Below are 16733 nucleotides of genomic sequence, written 5' to 3' on the forward strand. Positions count from 1 at the left end.
GCTTCGGATTGACTACCGCCATGCCTTCGGGCGTAGACAGCGAAGCGATGCTGGCCAAAATGCGTCTGGACAAGAAAGCCGTCAGCGGCAATCTACGCCTGATTCTGTGGCACGGTATCGGGAAAGCTTTCATAGCCAATGATGTCGACGCTGTATCGCTTCGAAACTTTCTGGACCATCCGACCGGCCCGGATTGACCTGAATCAAGCCGATGTCCTTTTTTTGGACTATGCTGTCCTTACTAACCACTCTCGGAGTCGCGCCATGAAAGCTAATGTCGGAAGCACTGATCGCATCATCCGCATCGTTCTGGGTCTCGTCATCATCGGCTGGGGTGCGATGAACGCCAACTGGCTTGGCGCCATCGGTCTGATTCCCTTGGCCACCGCATTCATGCGTTGGTGTCCGGCCTATCTGCCGTTCGGCATTTCCACCTGCAAAACGGAATGAATGGCGCCATCACCACCATCAAAGCCGGTATCGGATTCGGTACCGCGCTGGCGATTACCATTTCCTGGAGCGTGAATAAATCCATCCTGTGGGCCATCGTGCATGGCTTTCTGTCTTGGATTTACGTCATTTACTACGCGCTGTTCAAGGCCTGATCGGCTCGTAAGGCCGGAAACCGCGATACAATAGCGGCCATGCGCGTTCTCATGCAACAGCCGCCGCAAGGCCTTGAATCGCCCCGCTATGTCAGCATCAGCCTGCAGCAGGATCTGCTGGGTGGCTGGCTGCTGGTCCGCGAATCGGGACTGATCGGCGGCAAAAGCCAGCTCAAGCGCGAACAATTCCTCGACACCGAGCCCGCCATCGAAGCATTCGAGAAAGCCCGCGCCGCCCACTCGAAAAAAGGCTATCAGGTCATGTTCATCCAAGGCGTGGCGGAACCGAAATCATGAATACCCGTTTTCTCGACACCATCGCCGGCAAGCCGGTTGACGCCACTCCGGTCTGGCTCATGCGCCAGGCCGGCCGTTATCTGCCGGAATACCGCGCCACCCGCGCCAAAGCTGGCAGCTTCATGGGTTTGGCCACCAACCCGGAGCTGGCCTGCGAAGTCACCCTGCAACCGCTGGAACGCTACGATCTGGATGCCGCTATCCTGTTTTCCGACATCCTGACCGTACCCGATGCCATGGGTCTGGGGCTGAGCTTCGCCGAAGGCGAAGGTCCGCGCTTTGCGCGCCCGGTGCGAACGGCCGCCGATATCGCCAAGCTGGCGGTTCCGGATATCGGCACCGAGCTGCGTTATGTCACCGATGCGGTCAGCCTGATCCGCCGCGAATTGAACGGCCGTGTCCCGCTGATCGGATTTTCCGGAAGCCCTTGGACGCTGGCCTGCTATATGGTTGAAGGCGGCGGCTCCGACAACTTCGCCCGTATCAAATCGCTGGCATTGAACGAACCCAAATTGATGCATCAGCTGCTGGAAGTGGTCACCGATTCGGTCATCGCCTATCTGCACGCCCAGTACCAGGCCGGCGCACAGGCGCTGATGGTGTTCGATACCTGGGGCGGCGTGTTGCCACCACATGTGTATCGCGAATTCTCGCTGCGTTATTTAACCCGCATTGCACAAGCCCTGCCGCGCGGTGAAGGTGCGGAAAGATGCCCGCTGATTTTATTCGGCAAAGGCAACGCCGCCTATCTGGAAGAGCTGGCCGCCAGCGGCGCCGAAGGCGTCGGCGTGGATTGGCTGGTGTCACTGGAGGAAGCGCGTCGCCGCACCGGCGGCAAGGTCGCGCTGCAGGGCAATCTTGATCCAGTCACCCTGTATGCCGAGCCCGACACCATCCGCGCCGAAGTGGCACGCACCCTGGCCAGTTATGGGCAGGGCAGCGGCCATGTGTTCAACCTCGGTCACGGCATGTCACCCGACATGAATCCGGAACATGTCAAAGTGCTGGTGGATGCCGTGCATGAACTGAGCAGGCCGTATCACACCTGACTGGACATGACGCACGCACAAAAAAGCCGGATTCAATCCGGCTTTTTTGCATTCAGGCATCGGGCCCAATCGCCAATTTCCGTTTGGCGGCGTCTTCTTCGCTGAGTAGCTCACCCTCCCACTTGCCGATGACCGCCGAGGCAATGGAATTGCCGACGGCGTTGGTGGCCGAGCGGCCCATATCCAGAAACCGGTCGATGCCCAGAATCAGCACCATGCCTTCCACCGGCAAACCGAATTGCGCCAAGGTGCCGGCGATGACCACCAGCGAGGCCGCCGGAATGCCGGCCATGCCCTTGGAGGTCACCATCAAGGTCAGCAGCATGGCAATCTGCGTGCCGAGCGGCATGTCGATCCCGTAGACCTGGGCGATGAAGATGGAAGCGAACGCACAATACATCATTGAACCATCGAGGTTGAAGGAATAACCCAGTGGCATCACGAAGCTGGAAATCTTGCGGCTGACGCCGAAGCGGTCGAGCGCATCCAGGATTTTCGGGTAGGCCGCTTCCGAGGAGGCGGTCGCAAACGACAGGAAGAAGGCTTCCTTGATTTCGCGCAGCAGCGAATACACCCGGCGGCCGAGGAAGAAATGTCCCACCGCCACCAAGATCAGCCAGAGCACCACCAAGGCCAAATAAAAGCAGAGAATGAACTTCAAGTAGGTGGCCAGAATGCCGAGACCATCCTTGGCAACTGCACCGGCCATGGCCGCGAATACCGCAAACGGCGCGAACATCATCACGTAGCCGGTGATCTTGATCATCACATGCGAGAGCTGTTCAATCATGTCTTGCAGGGTTTGTCCGGCTTTTCCAAGGGAGCCCAATGCCACGCCGAAGAACAGCGAGAACACCACGATCTGCAGCAATTTGTTCTCACCAAGGGCGTTGCCGCCGGCGGCGTTGATGATCGAGGTGGGCACCAGCTGGTTGGTGACAAAGGCGACAAAACCTGAATCCTGTACGCCAATTTGATAATTCGCCAATTTTTCCTGGCTTGCGGCAATCTGCTCGGCGGTCGGCGGCATCAAGCCGGCACCGGCACCGGGCTCCAATACATTGGCGAATATCAGGCCCAGCGCCAGTGAAATGATCGATGCAATCACAAACCAACCCAAGGCCTTCATGCCAACCCGGCCAACACCGCCGCTATTGCCCATATGCGCGATGCCGATGACCAGGGTTGAGAATACCAAGGGCGCGATGATCATTTTGATGGCGCGCAAAAACAGCGTCGTCAGCAGGGTGATGTAGGACATGTCCACGGCAATCACTTTGGCGTGCACCAGCCAGCCGAACAGGATTCCGATCACCATTGCCACGACAATCCAAATCGCCAATTTACCGGCGCTGCTCTTACTGGTCATGTCCACTGCGCCCACTGCCTTACTCCCGCGCACCATGGCGCCTGCAAACAAACAGTCTGCATTGTGGCGTTAGCGCCGGTGTCGGTCAAGCCATTGGAGAGGGCCGGCCCGGCGGTCGGCCCTCCAGACGCCGCTTACTTGCGGAAGGTCAGACCGGCGCCTTCGGCATCCACACTGACGGTATCGCCGGACACGAACTCGCCACCGAGGATCTTGTTGGCCAGCGTATTCTCCAGCAGCTGCTGGATGGCGCGCTTGAGCGGACGGGCACCGTAGACCGGATCGAAGCCCTGCGAGCCGAGCAGATCCAGTGCCGCCGTGCTCAACTGGAGGGTAATACCACGCTCGGCCAGACGTTTGGCCAAAGAACGTGTCTGGATTTCGGCAATGGCCCGGATGTGTTCGGCGGCCAGCGGGTGAAATACCACGATATCATCGAGGCGATTGATGAATTCCGGCCGGAAATGCGACTGCACCGAAGCCATCACTGCCGCCTTCATCTGCGTGTAGGCTTCCGGACTCAGTCCCTGGCGCTCGGCGATTTCCTGGATATGCTGCGAGCCGAGGTTGGAGGTCATCACGATCACCGCATTGCGGAAATCCACGGTGCGGCCCTGGCCATCGGTCAGACGGCCGTCATCGAGCACCTGCAACAGGATGTTGAATACATCCGGATGCGCTTTCTCGACTTCGTCGAGCAGGATGACCGAGTACGGACGCCGGCGCACGGCTTCCGTGAGGTAACCGCCTTCTTCATAACCGACGTAGCCCGGAGGCGCACCGATCAGGCGCGACACCGAATGCTTTTCCATGAACTCGCTCATGTCGATGCGGACCATGGCATCGGGACTGTCGAACAGGAACTCGGCCAAGGCCTTGCACAGTTCGGTCTTGCCGACGCCGGTCGGGCCCAGGAACAGGAAGGAACCGTTCGGCCGGTTCGGATCGGACAGGCCGGCACGCGAACGCCGGATGGCGGCGGACACCGAAGTCACCGCTTCGTCCTGACCGATGACCTTGCGGTGCAGCTCGCCTTCCATGCGCAGCAGTTTCTCGCGCTCGCCTTCCAGCATCTTGTTGACCGGGATGCCGGTCCAGCGCGACACCACTTCCGCGATTTCATCGGCCGTCACTTTGTCCTGCAACAGTTTGAAGCCCTGGGTTTCGACCGCCATGGCCGCACCCAGCTGCTTTTCCAGATCCGGGATGCGCCCGTACTGGATCTCGCTCATCAGGGCGATGTCCTGCTTGCGCTGCGCGGCATCCAATTCAAGGCGCGATTGCTCCAGTTGCTCCTTGATGCGGGTGGTGCCGGTCAGCGTGGCTTTCTCGGCTTTCCAGATTTCCTCCAGATCGCTGAACTCGCGCTCGAGCTTGTCGATCTCCTGCTCGAGATCGTCCAGACGCTGCTTGGATTCGCGGTCCTTTTCTTTCTTCAGGGCTTCCCGCTGCATCTTGAGTTGAATCAGACGGCGCTCCATGCGATCCATCTCTTCGGGCTTGGAGTCGATTTCCATGCGGATGCGCGATGCCGCCTCGTCCATCAGGTCGATGGCTTTATCCGGCAACTGACGATCGGCAATGTAGCGGTGCGACAGCGTTGCCGCGGCGACGATGGCCGGATCGGTAATCTCCACCCCGTGATGTACGGCGTAGCGTTCTTTAAGACCGCGCAGGATGGCGATGGTGTCCTCAACTGACGGCTCGCCGACGAACACTTTCTGGAAGCGGCGTTCGAGCGCGGCATCTTTCTCGACATATTGGCGGTATTCATCGAGCGTGGTCGCGCCGATGCAATGCAGCTCACCGCGGGCCAGCGCCGGTTTCAGCATATTGCCGGCATCCATGGCACCTTCACCTTTGCCGGCGCCGACCATGGTGTGCAGCTCGTCGATGAACAGGATGACATTGCCTTCCTGTTTCGACAGATCGCTCAGCACCGCCTTCAGTCGCTCTTCGAATTCACCGCGGTATTTGGCGCCGGCAATCAGCGCGCCCATGTCGAGCGCGAGCACCCGCCGGCCACGCAGGCCTTCGGGCACTTCATTGTTGATGATGCGCTGGGCCAGACCCTCGACGATGGCGGTCTTGCCGACGCCGGGCTCGCCGATCAGCACCGGGTTGTTCTTGGTGCGGCGTTGCAGCACCTGGATGGTGCGGCGGATTTCTTCATCGCGGCCGATGACCGGATCGAGTTTGCCGCTTTCGGCACGCTCGGTCAGGTCGATGCAGTACTTCTCCAAAGCCTGCCGATTTTCCTCGGCATTGGCATCGGTCACCGTCTCACCGCCGCGCAGAGCCAGAATGGCCTGCTCGAGCTTGGCTTTATCGGTGCCGGCGGCTTTCAGGGCGCGCCCGGCCGGGCCGCTGTCGCCGGCAACGGCCAGCAGAAACCATTCGCTGGCGATGAATTGATCCTGATGCTGTTGCGCCAATTTGTCGGTCTGGTTGAGCAGACGCGACAATTCATTGCCGACCGAGACCTGGCCGTCCTGACCGGACACCTTCGGCAATTGCTCGAGCGCTTCGCTGAGCTTCTGTTTCAGCACCGGCAGATTGACGCCGGCCTGGCGCAGCACCGGCAGGCTGTTGCCGCCTTGCTGGTCGATCAAGGCCAGCAGCAAGTGGGCCGGTTCAATCAGGCTGTGGTCGCGGCCGACGGCCAAACTCTGGGCATCGCTCAAGGCCTGCTGGAATTTACTGGTGAATTTATCGATACGCATGTGCTACCCCTTATCAAGGATTGCGCCCCAAGGCGCCTAAGCTATGAAATTGGGGTGCCGGCGGCGCTCTTCAAGGCCGCCGTTCAGCTTGGATTGGGCTCACAACTTCGCCAGCTCGGCTTTGGGCTCCTTGAATGCCGGGTCGAGCTTCAGCGCGCTTTGAAACGCCGCACGGGCTTCGGTTTTCTTTCCGGCCTTGGCATACAGCTGGCCAAGCCGATAATAGGCGTGCTGGTTGGCCGGCTCATTGGCCATGCGCGGCAGCTTGAGGTATTTCTGCAAGGCGGTCATGCCCTCCTCCAGATTCTGCCCGCTCAACACGCTGGTACGCCCGATCTGATACCAGGCGGCGCCAGCGGCGGCATCCTGCGTGATCCATGCCCGGAAATGACGGAAGGCATCATTGAAGCGGTTGGCTTGCTGGTAGCCGATTCCCAAGGCCAGTCGTATGCCGGCATCGGACGGCTTGGCCGCATAAGCCGCTTCATAGGATTTGAGCGCACCGGCATTGTCTTTTTCCGTCAGCTGGATCTGTGCCCGGGCCATGTGACCGCGCGCGGCATCACGCTTACCGATTTCACGGGCCTGCACCAGCGCTTTGTCCTTGCCGCCGCCAATCGCCGAGGGTGCCTGCAGATAGAACTGCAGCAGGGCACTGCGGGCATCCAGATTATTCGGATCCAAGGCCACGGTTTTCTCGAAAGCATCGCGCAATTTCGGTGCCATGCCCATCTTTGACATCATACCGACTTCGCCGATGCGATTGCCGTAGGCATTGCCGAGCCAGAACTGGGCTTGCGCGCTATTTGGCGCCAGCGTCACCGCTTTCTCGCCGGCAGTCACCGCCGCCTCGGATTTTCCCTGTATCACACGGGCCCGGGTCAGCAAGGTCCAGGCTTCGGCGTTCTTGGGATTGGCCTTGGCATAGGCTTCGGCATTGGCCAAGGCGCGTTTGTCGCCAGCCTGTAATTGTGCGGTGATTTCCTGCGGGCTAGCGGCCTGCAGCGTGGCACTGAAAAGCAGGGCAAGAAACAGCAAGCGCAGGTTCATGGTGCGGATTCCGAATGGAGTTGCAGGCAGTGTATCGGCGTCAATGAGCCTCCGTCACTGCCGGAAGTCATGCCATCCAGATCAGGCTGGCCATGCGACCGGTGCGCTGCTCGCGCCGGTGGGAATAAAAACGGATATCGGCAAGCGTGCAATGTTCACCGCCGAACACCTGAGTCACGCCGCAGGCAGTCAGACGTTGCCGCGCGATGGCGGGCATATCAATCCGGTAATGCCCCGGGCGGGTCGGCGTGAATGCCGATGCGGCATCGGCGTCGACCGAGACAAATGCCTGCCGGACCTCTTCGCCGACCTCATAGCGCGCCGCACCGGCGGCTGGGCCCAACCACGCCAACAGGGTTTCAGGCGGGGATTGCATGGCGGCGACCGTCGCCTCCAGCATGCCGGACGCCAACCCGCGCCAACCGGCATGGGCAGCGGCAACTTCCGTGCCGGCCGTATTGCAGAACAACACCGGCAGGCAGTCGGCAGTCAGCACCGCCAGAACGCTTCCGGGAATTTCGGTGACTGCGGCATCGGCCAGCGGGTCGCTGCCGCGCGTGCCATCATCACTGACCACCTCGATGCCATGCACCTGATGCAACCATAGGGGCTCGCCCGGCAACCGGTACTCCCGACGCAGCGCCTCGCGGTTGGCATTCACGTCCGCCGGTGCATCACCGCAGCGGGCACCCAGATTGAAGCGGTTAAACGGCAGTTCCGAAACGCCCGGCCCCAGACGCGTGGTCGTGAAGGCGTGGATGTTGGCCGGCGCCGGCCAGTCGGGCCGGAGGATGTCACTCATGCCGCGTTGAACTGGCGGGTGTCGTCGCGCAAGGTGTCAATCAGGGCGACCATATCGGCCGGCAAGGGCGATTCAAAACTCAGGATGTCGCCGCTGACCGGATGGGTAAAGGACAGTTTCTCGGCATGCAGGGCCTGCCGGCGGAAACCGCGCAGCGCCTCGACCAAAGCCTCTGTGGCGGCCTTGGGCAGTTTGAACGAGCCGCCGTAGAGCGGATCACCGATCAGCGGATGTTTGACATAGGCCATGTGCACGCGGATCTGATGCGTGCGGCCGGTTTCAAGGCGGCACTCGACCACGGTGTGGCTGCGGAATTTTTCACGGACACGGTAATGGGTGATGGCTTCACGGCCGCCACCTTCCTTGACCACCGCCATGCGGATGCGGTCATGCGGATGGCGGTCAATCGGCGCATCCACGGTATTGCCGGCAACCATCGGTCCCTGCACCACCGCAACATACTGGCGGTGCACGGCGCGCGATGACAATTGTTCGATCAGGCCGGCATGGGCGCGCAACGAACGCGCCACCACCATCAGGCCGGAGGTGTCTTTATCCAGGCGGTGCACAATCCCGGCACGCGGCAGCTGTGCCAGTTCGGGGTCGTAATGCAGCAGGGCATTGACCATGGTGCCGCGCGGGTTACCGGCCCCCGGATGCACCACCAGGCCGGCCGGCTTGTTGACCACCAGCACATCGGCATCGGCGTAAAGCACTTCGAGCGGAATGTCCTCGGCGACGGCATCGGTTTCCACCTGCTGACGGGCGGCCAGCGTGACGGTTTCGCCGCCGTTGACCGCCGCTTTCGGCTTGACCATTTCGCCATCGAGCAGGGCATCGCCCGACTTGATCCATTCGGTCAGACGCGAACGCGAGAACTCGGGGAACATTTCGGCCAGGGCTTGGTCGAAACGTTTGCCCGCCACATGCTCAGGCACCGTGGCTTCAATGCATTCGGGTTCGTTTTCTTCGATGGCGTCTGGCGCGGTCTGGTTCATGGAATCAATGGCTTAGCGCTTCGCGCGGGAAATAATCGTGGAGCTCGATGCGAGCTTAGGGTATTATCCACTAATTGCCGACTTGGCGCTTAACTATGAAATTTATGACGCTTTCCCGCCCTTCCCGTCTGCTTGCCATCCTGTTTTTGTTGGCCTCGCTGAGCGCCTGCCAGACGACGAAGGAATTTTTCGGCATGGACGGTACCAAGAAGCAACCGGAAACCGAAACGCTGGAGCTCGAGCCACTGTACGCGCTCGGCGTCAAGGAACTTGAAGACCAGAATTACGACACGGCCGAGCGCACCTTCATCCGTCTGGTGGCGCGCTTCCCTTACGGTCAGCTGTCGGAAAAAGCGCAGATCAATCTGGCCTATACCCAATACAAGCTGTCCAAGCCGGAGGAAGCGACTTCCAGCATCAGTCGCTTCATCAAGACCTACCCGACCAATCCGGACATCGACTACGCCTATTACCTCAAGGCGCTGATCAACTTCGATCGTGAAAACCGCTGGCTGGCCAAAATCGCCCGACTCGATACTTCCGCGCGCGATCTGGGTGCAGCCCAGCAGAGCTTCAACGATTTCAACGATGTGGTGCGTCGCTTCCCGACCAGCAAGTACGCCGAGGAATCACGTCAGCGTATGATTTACCTGCGTAACCGTCTGGCGCAGCATGATCTGAGCGTTGGCATGTACTACTTCGAGCGCGACGCCTATGTGTCGGCGGTCGGCCGTGCCAAATACGTATTGGAAACCTATCCGCAGTCGGAATTCGATGATGACGCGGTCGCCCTGCTGGCTGCTTCGTACAAAAAGCTCGGCCAGGAAGGACTGTCCCAGGATGCCCGTCGCGTGCTGGAGAGCAACTATCCGGAACATCCGTATCTGACCGACAACTGGCCGAAGCGCCGTTCGCGCTGGAACCACCTCAACCCGTTCGCGGGCGAAATCGAAAACTGATCAGGCGCCGTAACCCGAGCTGATCGGGTAACGGCGTTCGCGGCCGAAAGCCCGCCGCGACAGTTTCGGTCCAGGCGCCGCCTGCCGACGTTTCCACTCCGAAATCCGCACCAAGCGCAACATGCGTGCGGTTTCGTGCGCGACATCGTGGTCCGGCCATTGCGGCGTCAGATCGGCGATGATTTCCTGCGGCGTGCGTTCGTGATCGATGCTGGCTTTCAGAATGGCATCCAGCAACGCATACGGCGGCAGGGAATCCTGATCGGTCTGGTTTTCGCGCAATTCCGCCGAGGGCGCGCGGTCGATGACCGCCTGCGGAATCACCTCGCCGTCGCCCTGCCGGTTACGCCAGGCACACACGGCATAGACCTCGGTTTTGTAAAGATCCTTGATCGGTGCATAACCGCCGCACATGTCGCCGTAGATGGTGGCGTAGCCGACCGCATATTCGCTCTTGTTGCCGGTGGTCAGCAGCAAGCCGCCTTTTTTGTTGGCCAGCGCCATCATCAAGGTGCCACGGCAGCGCGACTGCAGATTTTCTTCGGTCACATCCGCAGGCAGGCCCGCGAAGGACGGTGCCAGGGCTTCGAGAAAGCCCTTGAACGGCGCCTCGATGGCGATGGTTTCCAGCGCAACGCCGAGCTTGCCGGCCTGGTCTTCGGCCAAATCGTTGCTGAGATCGGCGGTATAGCGTGAGGGCAAGCGTACGGCAGTGACGTTATCGGCACCAAGGGCGTCGACCGCCAAGGCCAGCACCAGCGACGAATCAACGCCGCCGGACAGTCCGAGCAACGTCTTTTTAAACCCGTTCTTGCCACAGTAATCACGGATGCCCCGCACCATGGCGCGGTAAGCCAGCGACTCGAAACTCTCGTCGCGCTCGTCTGGCCATTCGACTTTCCGGAACGTCCCGGATGCCGGTTCGAAATCGGCCAGCAGCAGGTGTTCGGCAAAACATTCGGCATTGGCATGGATACCGCCATCGGCATCGGCCAGCACACTGGACCCGTCGAACACCACTTCATCCTGGCCGCCGACGGTATTGAGATAGGCGATGGCGGTTCCGGTTTCGCGCACGCGTTCGCTCAGCAGGCGGTCGCGCTGCGCGGTCTTGCCATGCTCGAAGGGCGAAGCATTCGGCACCAGCACCAGCTGCGCGCCGGCGGCCACGCACTGGGCGATCGGTTCGGCGAACCAGACATCTTCACAGATGATCACGCCCAAGGTGATGCCCTTGACCGTGAATGTGCAGGGGTCGGCATCGGCGGCGAAATAGCGGCGCTCGTCGAACACCGCATAGTTCGGCAGTTCCTGCTTGTGGTAGACGGCGGTGACGGTGCCGTCCTGAATGATATTGGCGGCATTGAACACCACCGCACCGACCGCACGCGGCGACGGCAACACCACGGTGATGCCTTCCACCTTGGCGGCGATTTCGGCAAGGGTACGCTCGCAGTCGGCGAGGAAGCCCGGTCGCAACAACAGATCTTCCGGCGGGTAACCGCTCAAAGCCAGCTCCGGAAACAACAGCACTTCGGCGCCGGCGGCTTTGGCCTGTTCGACCAAGTTTAGAATCTTATCGGCATTGCGCGCGAGCGCACCGACCGGAAAATCGTGTTGCGCCAACGCGAGACGGAGGGTGTCATTCATGCGGGTATTGTAATGGAGGGGCGAAAAAAAGGGCGAACACACGGTTCGCCCTTTTCAACAGCATGGAAGTGACGGCTTACAGTGCCGCCATCCGCGCGGCAATGGCCTTGCCCAGATCGCCCGGTGATTTCACCGTGGTCACACCGGCTTTTTCCAAGGCGGCGAATTTACCGGCGGCGGTGCCTTGGCCGCCCGAAGCGATGGCGCCGGCATGGCCCATGCGCTTGCCTTCCGGAGCGCTGGCGCCGGCGATGAAGCCGACCACCGGTTTGGTCACGTGCTTGGCGATGAACTCGGCCGCTTCTTCCTCGGCGCTGCCGCCGATTTCGCCGACCATGATGATGCCCAGGGTCTGCGGATCGGCCTGGAACAGCTTCAGGCAATCAATGAAGTTCATGCCCTGCATCGGGTCGCCGCCGATGCCGATACAGGTCGACTGGCCGAGGCCGGCGTCGGTGGTCTGCTTGACCGCTTCATAGGTAAGCGTGCCGGAGCGCGAGACGATGCCGATTTTGCCCGGCAGATGGATGTGTCCCGGCATGATGCCGATTTTGCATTCGCCGGGGGTGATGATGCCGGGGCAGTTCGGCCCGATCAGCACGGTATCCGGATAGGCTTTCAGGCTGTTCTTGACACGCAGCATATCGAGCACCGGGATGCCTTCGGTGATGCAGACGATGACCTGGATGCCGGCATCGGCCGCTTCCAGAATGGCATCGGCCGCGAACGGTGATGGCACATAAATGACCGAGGCATTGGCGCCGGTGGCTTTGACCGCTTCGCTGACGGTATTGAACACGGGCAGACCGATGTGCTGGCTGCCGCCCTTGCCGGGCGTGACGCCGCCGACGATCTGGGTGCCGTAATCCAACATCTGTTGGGCGTGGAAGGTGCCTTGCGTGCCGGTGAAACCCTGCACGATGACTTTGGTGGTTTTATTGACGAGAACGCTCATTTCATTTTTCCTTTTCACCCTCTCCTTTCGGGAGAGGGTCGGGGTGAGGGTCAGGCGCGCGCGGCGGCCACGACTTTCTGGGCGCCGTCGTTGATATCGTCGGCAGCGGTGATGGCCAGACCGCTGTTTTTCAGCAGTTCCTTGCCTTTTTCGACGTTGGTGCCTTCAAGGCGCACCACCACCGGCACTTTCACATCGACTTCCTTGACCGCGGCGATGATGCCTTCAGCGATCATGTCGCAACGGACGATGCCGCCGAAGATGTTGACGAAGATGGCCTTGACCTTGTCCGAGCTCAGGATGAGCTTGAAGGCTTCGGTGACGCGCTCTTTGGTGGCACCGCCGCCGACGTCCAGGAAGTTGGCCGGCGAACCGCCGCTGAGCGAAATCACGTCCATGGTCGCCATGGCAAGGCCGGCGCCGTTGACCATGCAGCCGATGTCGCCATCCATGGTCACGTAGTTCAGGTCATGCTGGCTGGCCAGCACTTCGGTGCTGTCTTCCTGGCGGATGTCGCGCATGGCGGCCAGTTCCGGGTGACGGAAAGTGGCGTTGTCATCGGAATTGATCTTGCCGTCGAGCACGGCCAGATCGCCCGAGCTCAGGATGGCCAACGGGTTGAGTTCGACCAGAGCCAGATCTTTTTCATTGAACAGCTTGTACAGGCCAAGCATGATTTTGCTGAGCTGGCCGACCTGCTTGGCGTTCAGGCCCAGATCGAAACCGAGCTTGCGGCATTGATAGGCTTGCAGGCCCTGCACGAAATCGACATGCACAGCCTTGATGGCATCCGGATTGGTTTTGGCGACTTGCTCGATGTCCATGCCGCCTTCGGCGCAGGCGATGAAGGTCACGCTCTTGCTGGCGCGGTCGACCAGGACTGACAGGTACATTTCATTGGCGATGTCGGTGCCCTCGCAGATCAGCACGGAATCAATCGGCAGTTCCACACCGGCGGTCTGGTAGGTCGCCATTTTGGTGCCGAGCATGGCTTTGGCATAGTGTTTGACTTCATCGAAGGAGCGCGCCAGCTTGACGCCGCCGGCCTTGCCGCGGCCACCGGCATGGATCTGGGCCTTGACCACCCACATGTCGCCGGGAATCAACTTGGCGGCGGCGACGGCTTCATCCGGCGTACGGGCCACGATGCCCTTGGGCACGGCGATGCCGTAATCGGCAAACAATTGTTTCGCTTGATATTCGTGAAAGTTCATTCGACACCTGGGTTGAACGGGAAAGTCCCGGAATGGGGCACTATTGTCGCTTTTTCCGGCGCCAATGGCAAAAACGGCGGGCATCATGCTTATACTGGAGTTCAGCCAATCCGTGAAAGCAAGTGAAATCAATGGCTCCAGCCTTTGCCTTGGGAACCAATGGACCGCTCCGCAGGCGTGAGTCGTACTACTTTGCGCTGTTCCGCTGCTTGGAGGCCGCCCTCCTTGCACTTTGGGTGTTCAGCCCGTTTATCCCGACGCCGAATCCGGTCAATTTGGAAACCCTGCAGGTTCTGAGCGGCGCCTATCTGTTCAGTGCCGCCCTGTTGTTGGTCTGGGACCGGCTGAATCCACACCCAGGGCAGCTGATTGCGGGCTTGGGCGTGGACATGGCGGTTTTCGCGGCTCTGGCCTGGCTGCTGCAATCCGGATTCCAGAGCGCGGCACTGATGATGCTGGTCAATATGGCCGCCGCCGGCTTGCTGCTGAGCCAACGCCGGAGCAGTGTACTGACCCTGATGGCGATCGGCCTTCTGTTCGCGCACTACCTGATGGCACGTCTGCGTGATGAAGCCGATGCCGATGTGGTGCAGATGTTGATGCTCGCCGCCAGTTATGCCGCCACCGTGCTGTTCTGTCAGATGCTGGCCAATCAAGCCCAACAGAGCCAAACGTTGGCCGATACGCGCGGCCTGCAGCTGGCGGAAATGGCGCAGATGAACGAACAGATCATCAAATGCATGCGCTCCGGCGTCATTCTGCTCGATCGCCACCACCGGGTTCTACTCAGTAATGAAGCGGCCGGACAATTGAGCCGACAATCTGTGCAGCACGGCCAGAGGCTCTGGGAGTTTTCCGAGGAGCTCGACAATCGGCTTGAGCTTTGGCGCAAACACCCGGAACAGCGACCTGAAGCACTCAGTCTTTACGAAGGTGGACCGACGGTCATCCCGCGTTTCGTCTCCATCGCACTCAATGAGCTGAACTATCTGGTGTTTCTCGAGGATAGCCGAATCTTTTCCGGACGTGCCGATGAACTTCAGCTCGCCAATCTCGGTCGGCTCTCGGCCAGTATCGCACACGAAATCCGTAACCCTCTGACCGCTATCAGCTATGCCCAGCAATTGTTGGCAGAATCGGAAACGACCAACGAAAGTGACCGCCGGATGCTGGAGATCATCGGCAACCAGAGTAAACGCCTGAACGGCATCATCGAAAATATTCTTGGACTGGCCCGGCGCCAGACCGCCAATCCGCAGATTCTCGAAATCAATGGCTTCCTGGCCAATCTGGTGGCCGAACACCTGAGCACGCATCCAGATGACCGCGCATTGATCCATCTGCAGTCGATACCGGCACCGGTACACGCCCTGTTCGATCGTTCGCACTTGCATCAAATCGTTACGGTATTGCTGACCAACGCCCTGGTGTACGGGCATGCTCCGCATGTTCCGGCCGAGATCCGCATCGGTGTGCGCATGGATGGCCGGACCCCGGTCATCGATATCAGTGACCGGGGTCCGGGCATTGCGCTAAAAGAGCGCGGGCAATTATTTATGCCGTTTTACACCACCAGTCACCATGGCGCCGGCCTGGGTCTGTATATCGCCAAGCAGCTCGCAGATGCTAATCAAGCACAGTTATGCTATGAAACGATTCCTGGCGGAGGAAGCCGTTTCAGTCTGCATCTTTGCGATGGTCAAACACTGCTGGACGATCACCGATGAGTAAGAGCATGCATCGGAAGCGAGACTCCATTATAATTTGAGCATGCAAAATCCTACTGCCTTAGTTGTTGATGACGAACGCGATATTCGTGATCTCCTGGGCATGGCTTTGTCGCGGATGGGGCTGCAGGTAGTTTCAGCCGAAAGCGTTCAGCAGGCCAAACTGCTTTTGGATGAGAGTCACTATGATCTTTGCCTGACCGACATGCGTCTGGATGATGGCAGCGGTATCGATCTGATTCGCTATGTCAATGAACATTTTCCCAACATGCCGATTGCGATGCTTACCGCCTTCGGGGATGTGCAGTCGGCGGTCAATGCCCTGAAAGCCGGCGCCTATGATTTCGTCAGTAAACCGGTTGATCTGGGAACCCTGTGCAAGCTGGTGGACCAGGCGCTGGCCCTGCGCGAACAATCCCGTCCCGCGGCCTCGGAGTTGGTCGGTGAATCCAGCATCATCAAACATCTCCGCGAGCAAATCGAGCGACTCGCTCGCAGTTTGGCTCCCGTCCTGATCGTCGGCGAAGCCGGTGTCGGCAAACAGGTGGTAGCCAAAAAAATCCATCAGCAAAGTCCACGTAATCGTGCACCGTTCCTGGAAGTGCAATGCGATGCCATTGAAGCCGATCAACTTGATACGGTTTTTTTTGGCAAGTCCGGTGCCTTTATGATGGCCCAAGGCGGCACCCTTTTTATCGACCATGTGGATGCCTTGCCCCTGTCATTTCAGATCAGGCTGCATAAGGCCATCCAAGATCGCGGCATACGCGCCATCGGAAGCCTTGCCGATACAGCCATTGATATCCGCATCATCTCGGCTACCCGCAAGAATCTAGTAAAGGAAGCCGCCGGTAAGCGTTTCCGCCATGAGCTGCTGTACCGAATCAATGTCATCGAGCTGCACGTACCGCCTATGCGCGAACGCCGCCAAGACATCCTGCCCCTGGCACGTGCGTTTTTAGCCGAGCTCACCGAGCACAGTGGTTCACAGGAGCAGATGCGACTCAGTGCAGCGGCTGAAGCCTTGCTGTTGCAACACGCCTTCCCGGGCAATGTCCGTGAGCTGGAAAACATCCTTGAGCGCGCCACTGTGCTCGCCACCGGGCCGGTCATTGCAGCGGAGCATCTGCAATTTAATCGTCCGGAATACTACGACGCTGACGCCGGCATTCCCAAAGCGTTGCCGGAAGCGCTCGAACAACTCGAACGCGCCCAAATCCAAGCGGCCTTGGAAGCCTGTCGATTCAATAAGACCAAAGCAGCCGCACAACTCGGCATCACGTTTCGCGCATTACGCTACAAAATGGAAAAACTGGGGATGGAATAATGTGACGC

The 16733-nt window shown here is 59.8% G+C and carries 15 protein-coding genes and 1 pseudogene; 8 read left to right on the top strand and 8 right to left on the bottom strand.

The window, feature by feature from the left end; all coding sequences use genetic code 11:
• From ACIQ1A_RS04280 to hemE, 5 genes and pseudogenes are all read left to right on the top strand, one after another.
• Positions 1-197: pseudogene (locus tag ACIQ1A_RS04280) on the top strand (3-dehydroquinate synthase); the annotation flags it as partial.
• Positions 198-264: 67 nt separating this feature from the next.
• Positions 265-450, top strand: a complete 186-nt coding sequence (locus ACIQ1A_RS04285) for a DUF2892 domain-containing protein (RefSeq protein ID WP_395769835.1) — start codon at positions 265-267, stop codon at positions 448-450.
• The gene (locus ACIQ1A_RS04290) at positions 447-605 is read left to right on the top strand and encodes a hypothetical protein (RefSeq protein ID WP_395769836.1); all 159 of its coding nucleotides are present in this window, start codon (positions 447-449) and stop codon (positions 603-605) included. The genes ACIQ1A_RS04285 and ACIQ1A_RS04290 overlap by 4 nt, the downstream gene beginning before the upstream one ends.
• Positions 606-644: 39 nt before the next feature.
• A complete protein-coding gene (locus tag ACIQ1A_RS04295; RefSeq protein WP_395769837.1) occupies positions 645-902 on the top strand; it encodes a WGR domain-containing protein in 258 nt (85 codons plus the stop codon).
• Positions 899-1951, top strand: coding sequence for a uroporphyrinogen decarboxylase (gene hemE / locus ACIQ1A_RS04300; protein WP_395769838.1), 1053 nt, complete (start codon positions 899-901; stop codon positions 1949-1951). Before ACIQ1A_RS04295 ends, hemE begins: the two co-directional genes overlap by 4 nt.
• A 52-nt stretch (positions 1952-2003) precedes the next feature.
• Here the strand turns inward: hemE and ACIQ1A_RS04305 are convergent, their stop codons facing one another.
• The 5 genes from ACIQ1A_RS04305 to rluD all read right to left on the bottom strand — a co-directional run bounded on the left by ACIQ1A_RS04305 (position 2004) and on the right by rluD (position 8893).
• Complete coding sequence (locus tag ACIQ1A_RS04305) at positions 2004-3320, bottom strand: dicarboxylate/amino acid:cation symporter (protein ID WP_395769839.1); 1317 nt, start codon at positions 3318-3320, stop codon at positions 2004-2006.
• A 134-nt stretch (positions 3321-3454) separates the two neighbouring features.
• Positions 3455-6043: an ATP-dependent chaperone ClpB gene (clpB, locus tag ACIQ1A_RS04310; protein ID WP_395769840.1), complete on the bottom strand. Its 2589-nt coding sequence runs from the start codon at positions 6041-6043 to the stop codon at positions 3455-3457.
• A 99-nt stretch (positions 6044-6142) separates the two neighbouring features.
• Positions 6143-7093 carry a tetratricopeptide repeat protein gene (locus tag ACIQ1A_RS04315; protein WP_395769841.1) on the bottom strand — a complete coding sequence of 317 codons (951 nt, stop codon included), beginning with the start codon at positions 7091-7093 and terminating at the stop codon, positions 6143-6145.
• A gap of 67 nt (positions 7094-7160) precedes the next feature.
• Entirely contained in the window at positions 7161-7895 is a 735-nt protein-coding gene (gene pgeF, locus ACIQ1A_RS04320; protein WP_395769842.1) for a peptidoglycan editing factor PgeF, read from the bottom strand.
• Positions 7892-8893, bottom strand: coding sequence for a 23S rRNA pseudouridine(1911/1915/1917) synthase RluD (gene rluD / locus ACIQ1A_RS04325; RefSeq protein ID WP_395769843.1), 1002 nt, complete (start codon positions 8891-8893; stop codon positions 7892-7894). The genes pgeF and rluD overlap by 4 nt, the downstream gene beginning before the upstream one ends.
• Positions 8894-8997: 104 nt before the next feature.
• On the opposite strand from rluD, the gene ACIQ1A_RS04330 reads away from it, so the two are divergent.
• On the top strand, positions 8998-9852 hold the full coding sequence (locus tag ACIQ1A_RS04330; RefSeq protein WP_395769844.1) for an outer membrane protein assembly factor BamD: 855 nt from the start codon (positions 8998-9000) through the stop codon (positions 9850-9852).
• Here ACIQ1A_RS04330 and ACIQ1A_RS04335 read toward each other — a convergent pair whose 3' ends face one another.
• From ACIQ1A_RS04335 to sucC, 3 genes are all read right to left on the bottom strand, one after another.
• Positions 9853-11502: an NAD+ synthase gene (locus ACIQ1A_RS04335; RefSeq protein ID WP_395769845.1), complete on the bottom strand. Its 1650-nt coding sequence runs from the start codon at positions 11500-11502 to the stop codon at positions 9853-9855.
• A gap of 76 nt (positions 11503-11578) precedes the next feature.
• Positions 11579-12457, bottom strand: a complete 879-nt coding sequence (sucD, locus tag ACIQ1A_RS04340) for a succinate--CoA ligase subunit alpha (RefSeq protein WP_395769846.1) — start codon at positions 12455-12457, stop codon at positions 11579-11581.
• Positions 12458-12507: 50 nt separating this feature from the next.
• Entirely contained in the window at positions 12508-13671 is a 1164-nt protein-coding gene (gene sucC, locus ACIQ1A_RS04345; protein WP_395769847.1) for an ADP-forming succinate--CoA ligase subunit beta, read from the bottom strand.
• Between the two features lie 236 nt (positions 13672-13907).
• On the opposite strand from sucC, the gene ACIQ1A_RS04350 reads away from it, so the two are divergent.
• The gene (locus ACIQ1A_RS04350) at positions 13908-15398 is read left to right on the top strand and encodes a sensor histidine kinase (protein ID WP_395769848.1); all 1491 of its coding nucleotides are present in this window, start codon (positions 13908-13910) and stop codon (positions 15396-15398) included.
• Positions 15399-15441: 43 nt separating this feature from the next.
• Positions 15442-16725: a sigma-54-dependent transcriptional regulator gene (locus ACIQ1A_RS04355; RefSeq protein WP_395769849.1), complete on the top strand. Its 1284-nt coding sequence runs from the start codon at positions 15442-15444 to the stop codon at positions 16723-16725.
• Positions 16726-16733: the final 8 nt, after the last annotated feature.

The organism is Arenimonas sp. (genome assembly GCF_044353605.1).
Classification (GTDB): domain Bacteria; phylum Pseudomonadota; class Gammaproteobacteria; order Xanthomonadales; family Xanthomonadaceae; genus Arenimonas.

Bases quoted from the DNA above. Each gene is read 5' to 3' on its own strand.
- ACIQ1A_RS04285 (WP_395769835.1), top strand. From the start codon at position 265: ATGAAAGCTAATGTCGGAAGCACTGATCGCATCATCCGCATCGTTCTG.
- ACIQ1A_RS04290 (WP_395769836.1), top strand. From the start codon at position 447: ATGAATGGCGCCATCACCACCATCAAAGCCGGTATCGGATTCGGTACC.
- ACIQ1A_RS04295 (WP_395769837.1), top strand. From the start codon at position 645: ATGCGCGTTCTCATGCAACAGCCGCCGCAAGGCCTTGAATCGCCCCGC.
- hemE (WP_395769838.1), top strand. From the start codon at position 899: ATGAATACCCGTTTTCTCGACACCATCGCCGGCAAGCCGGTTGACGCC.
- ACIQ1A_RS04305 (WP_395769839.1), bottom strand. From the start codon at position 3,320: ATGACCAGTAAGAGCAGCGCCGGTAAATTGGCGATTTGGATTGTCGTG.
- clpB (WP_395769840.1), bottom strand. From the start codon at position 6,043: ATGCGTATCGATAAATTCACCAGTAAATTCCAGCAGGCCTTGAGCGAT.
- ACIQ1A_RS04315 (WP_395769841.1), bottom strand. From the start codon at position 7,093: ATGAACCTGCGCTTGCTGTTTCTTGCCCTGCTTTTCAGTGCCACGCTG.
- pgeF (WP_395769842.1), bottom strand. From the start codon at position 7,895: ATGAGTGACATCCTCCGGCCCGACTGGCCGGCGCCGGCCAACATCCAC.
- rluD (WP_395769843.1), bottom strand. From the start codon at position 8,893: ATGAACCAGACCGCGCCAGACGCCATCGAAGAAAACGAACCCGAATGC.
- ACIQ1A_RS04330 (WP_395769844.1), top strand. From the start codon at position 8,998: ATGACGCTTTCCCGCCCTTCCCGTCTGCTTGCCATCCTGTTTTTGTTG.
- ACIQ1A_RS04335 (WP_395769845.1), bottom strand. From the start codon at position 11,502: ATGAATGACACCCTCCGTCTCGCGTTGGCGCAACACGATTTTCCGGTC.
- sucD (WP_395769846.1), bottom strand. From the start codon at position 12,457: ATGAGCGTTCTCGTCAATAAAACCACCAAAGTCATCGTGCAGGGTTTC.
- sucC (WP_395769847.1), bottom strand. From the start codon at position 13,671: ATGAACTTTCACGAATATCAAGCGAAACAATTGTTTGCCGATTACGGC.
- ACIQ1A_RS04355 (WP_395769849.1), top strand. From the start codon at position 15,442: ATGCAAAATCCTACTGCCTTAGTTGTTGATGACGAACGCGATATTCGT.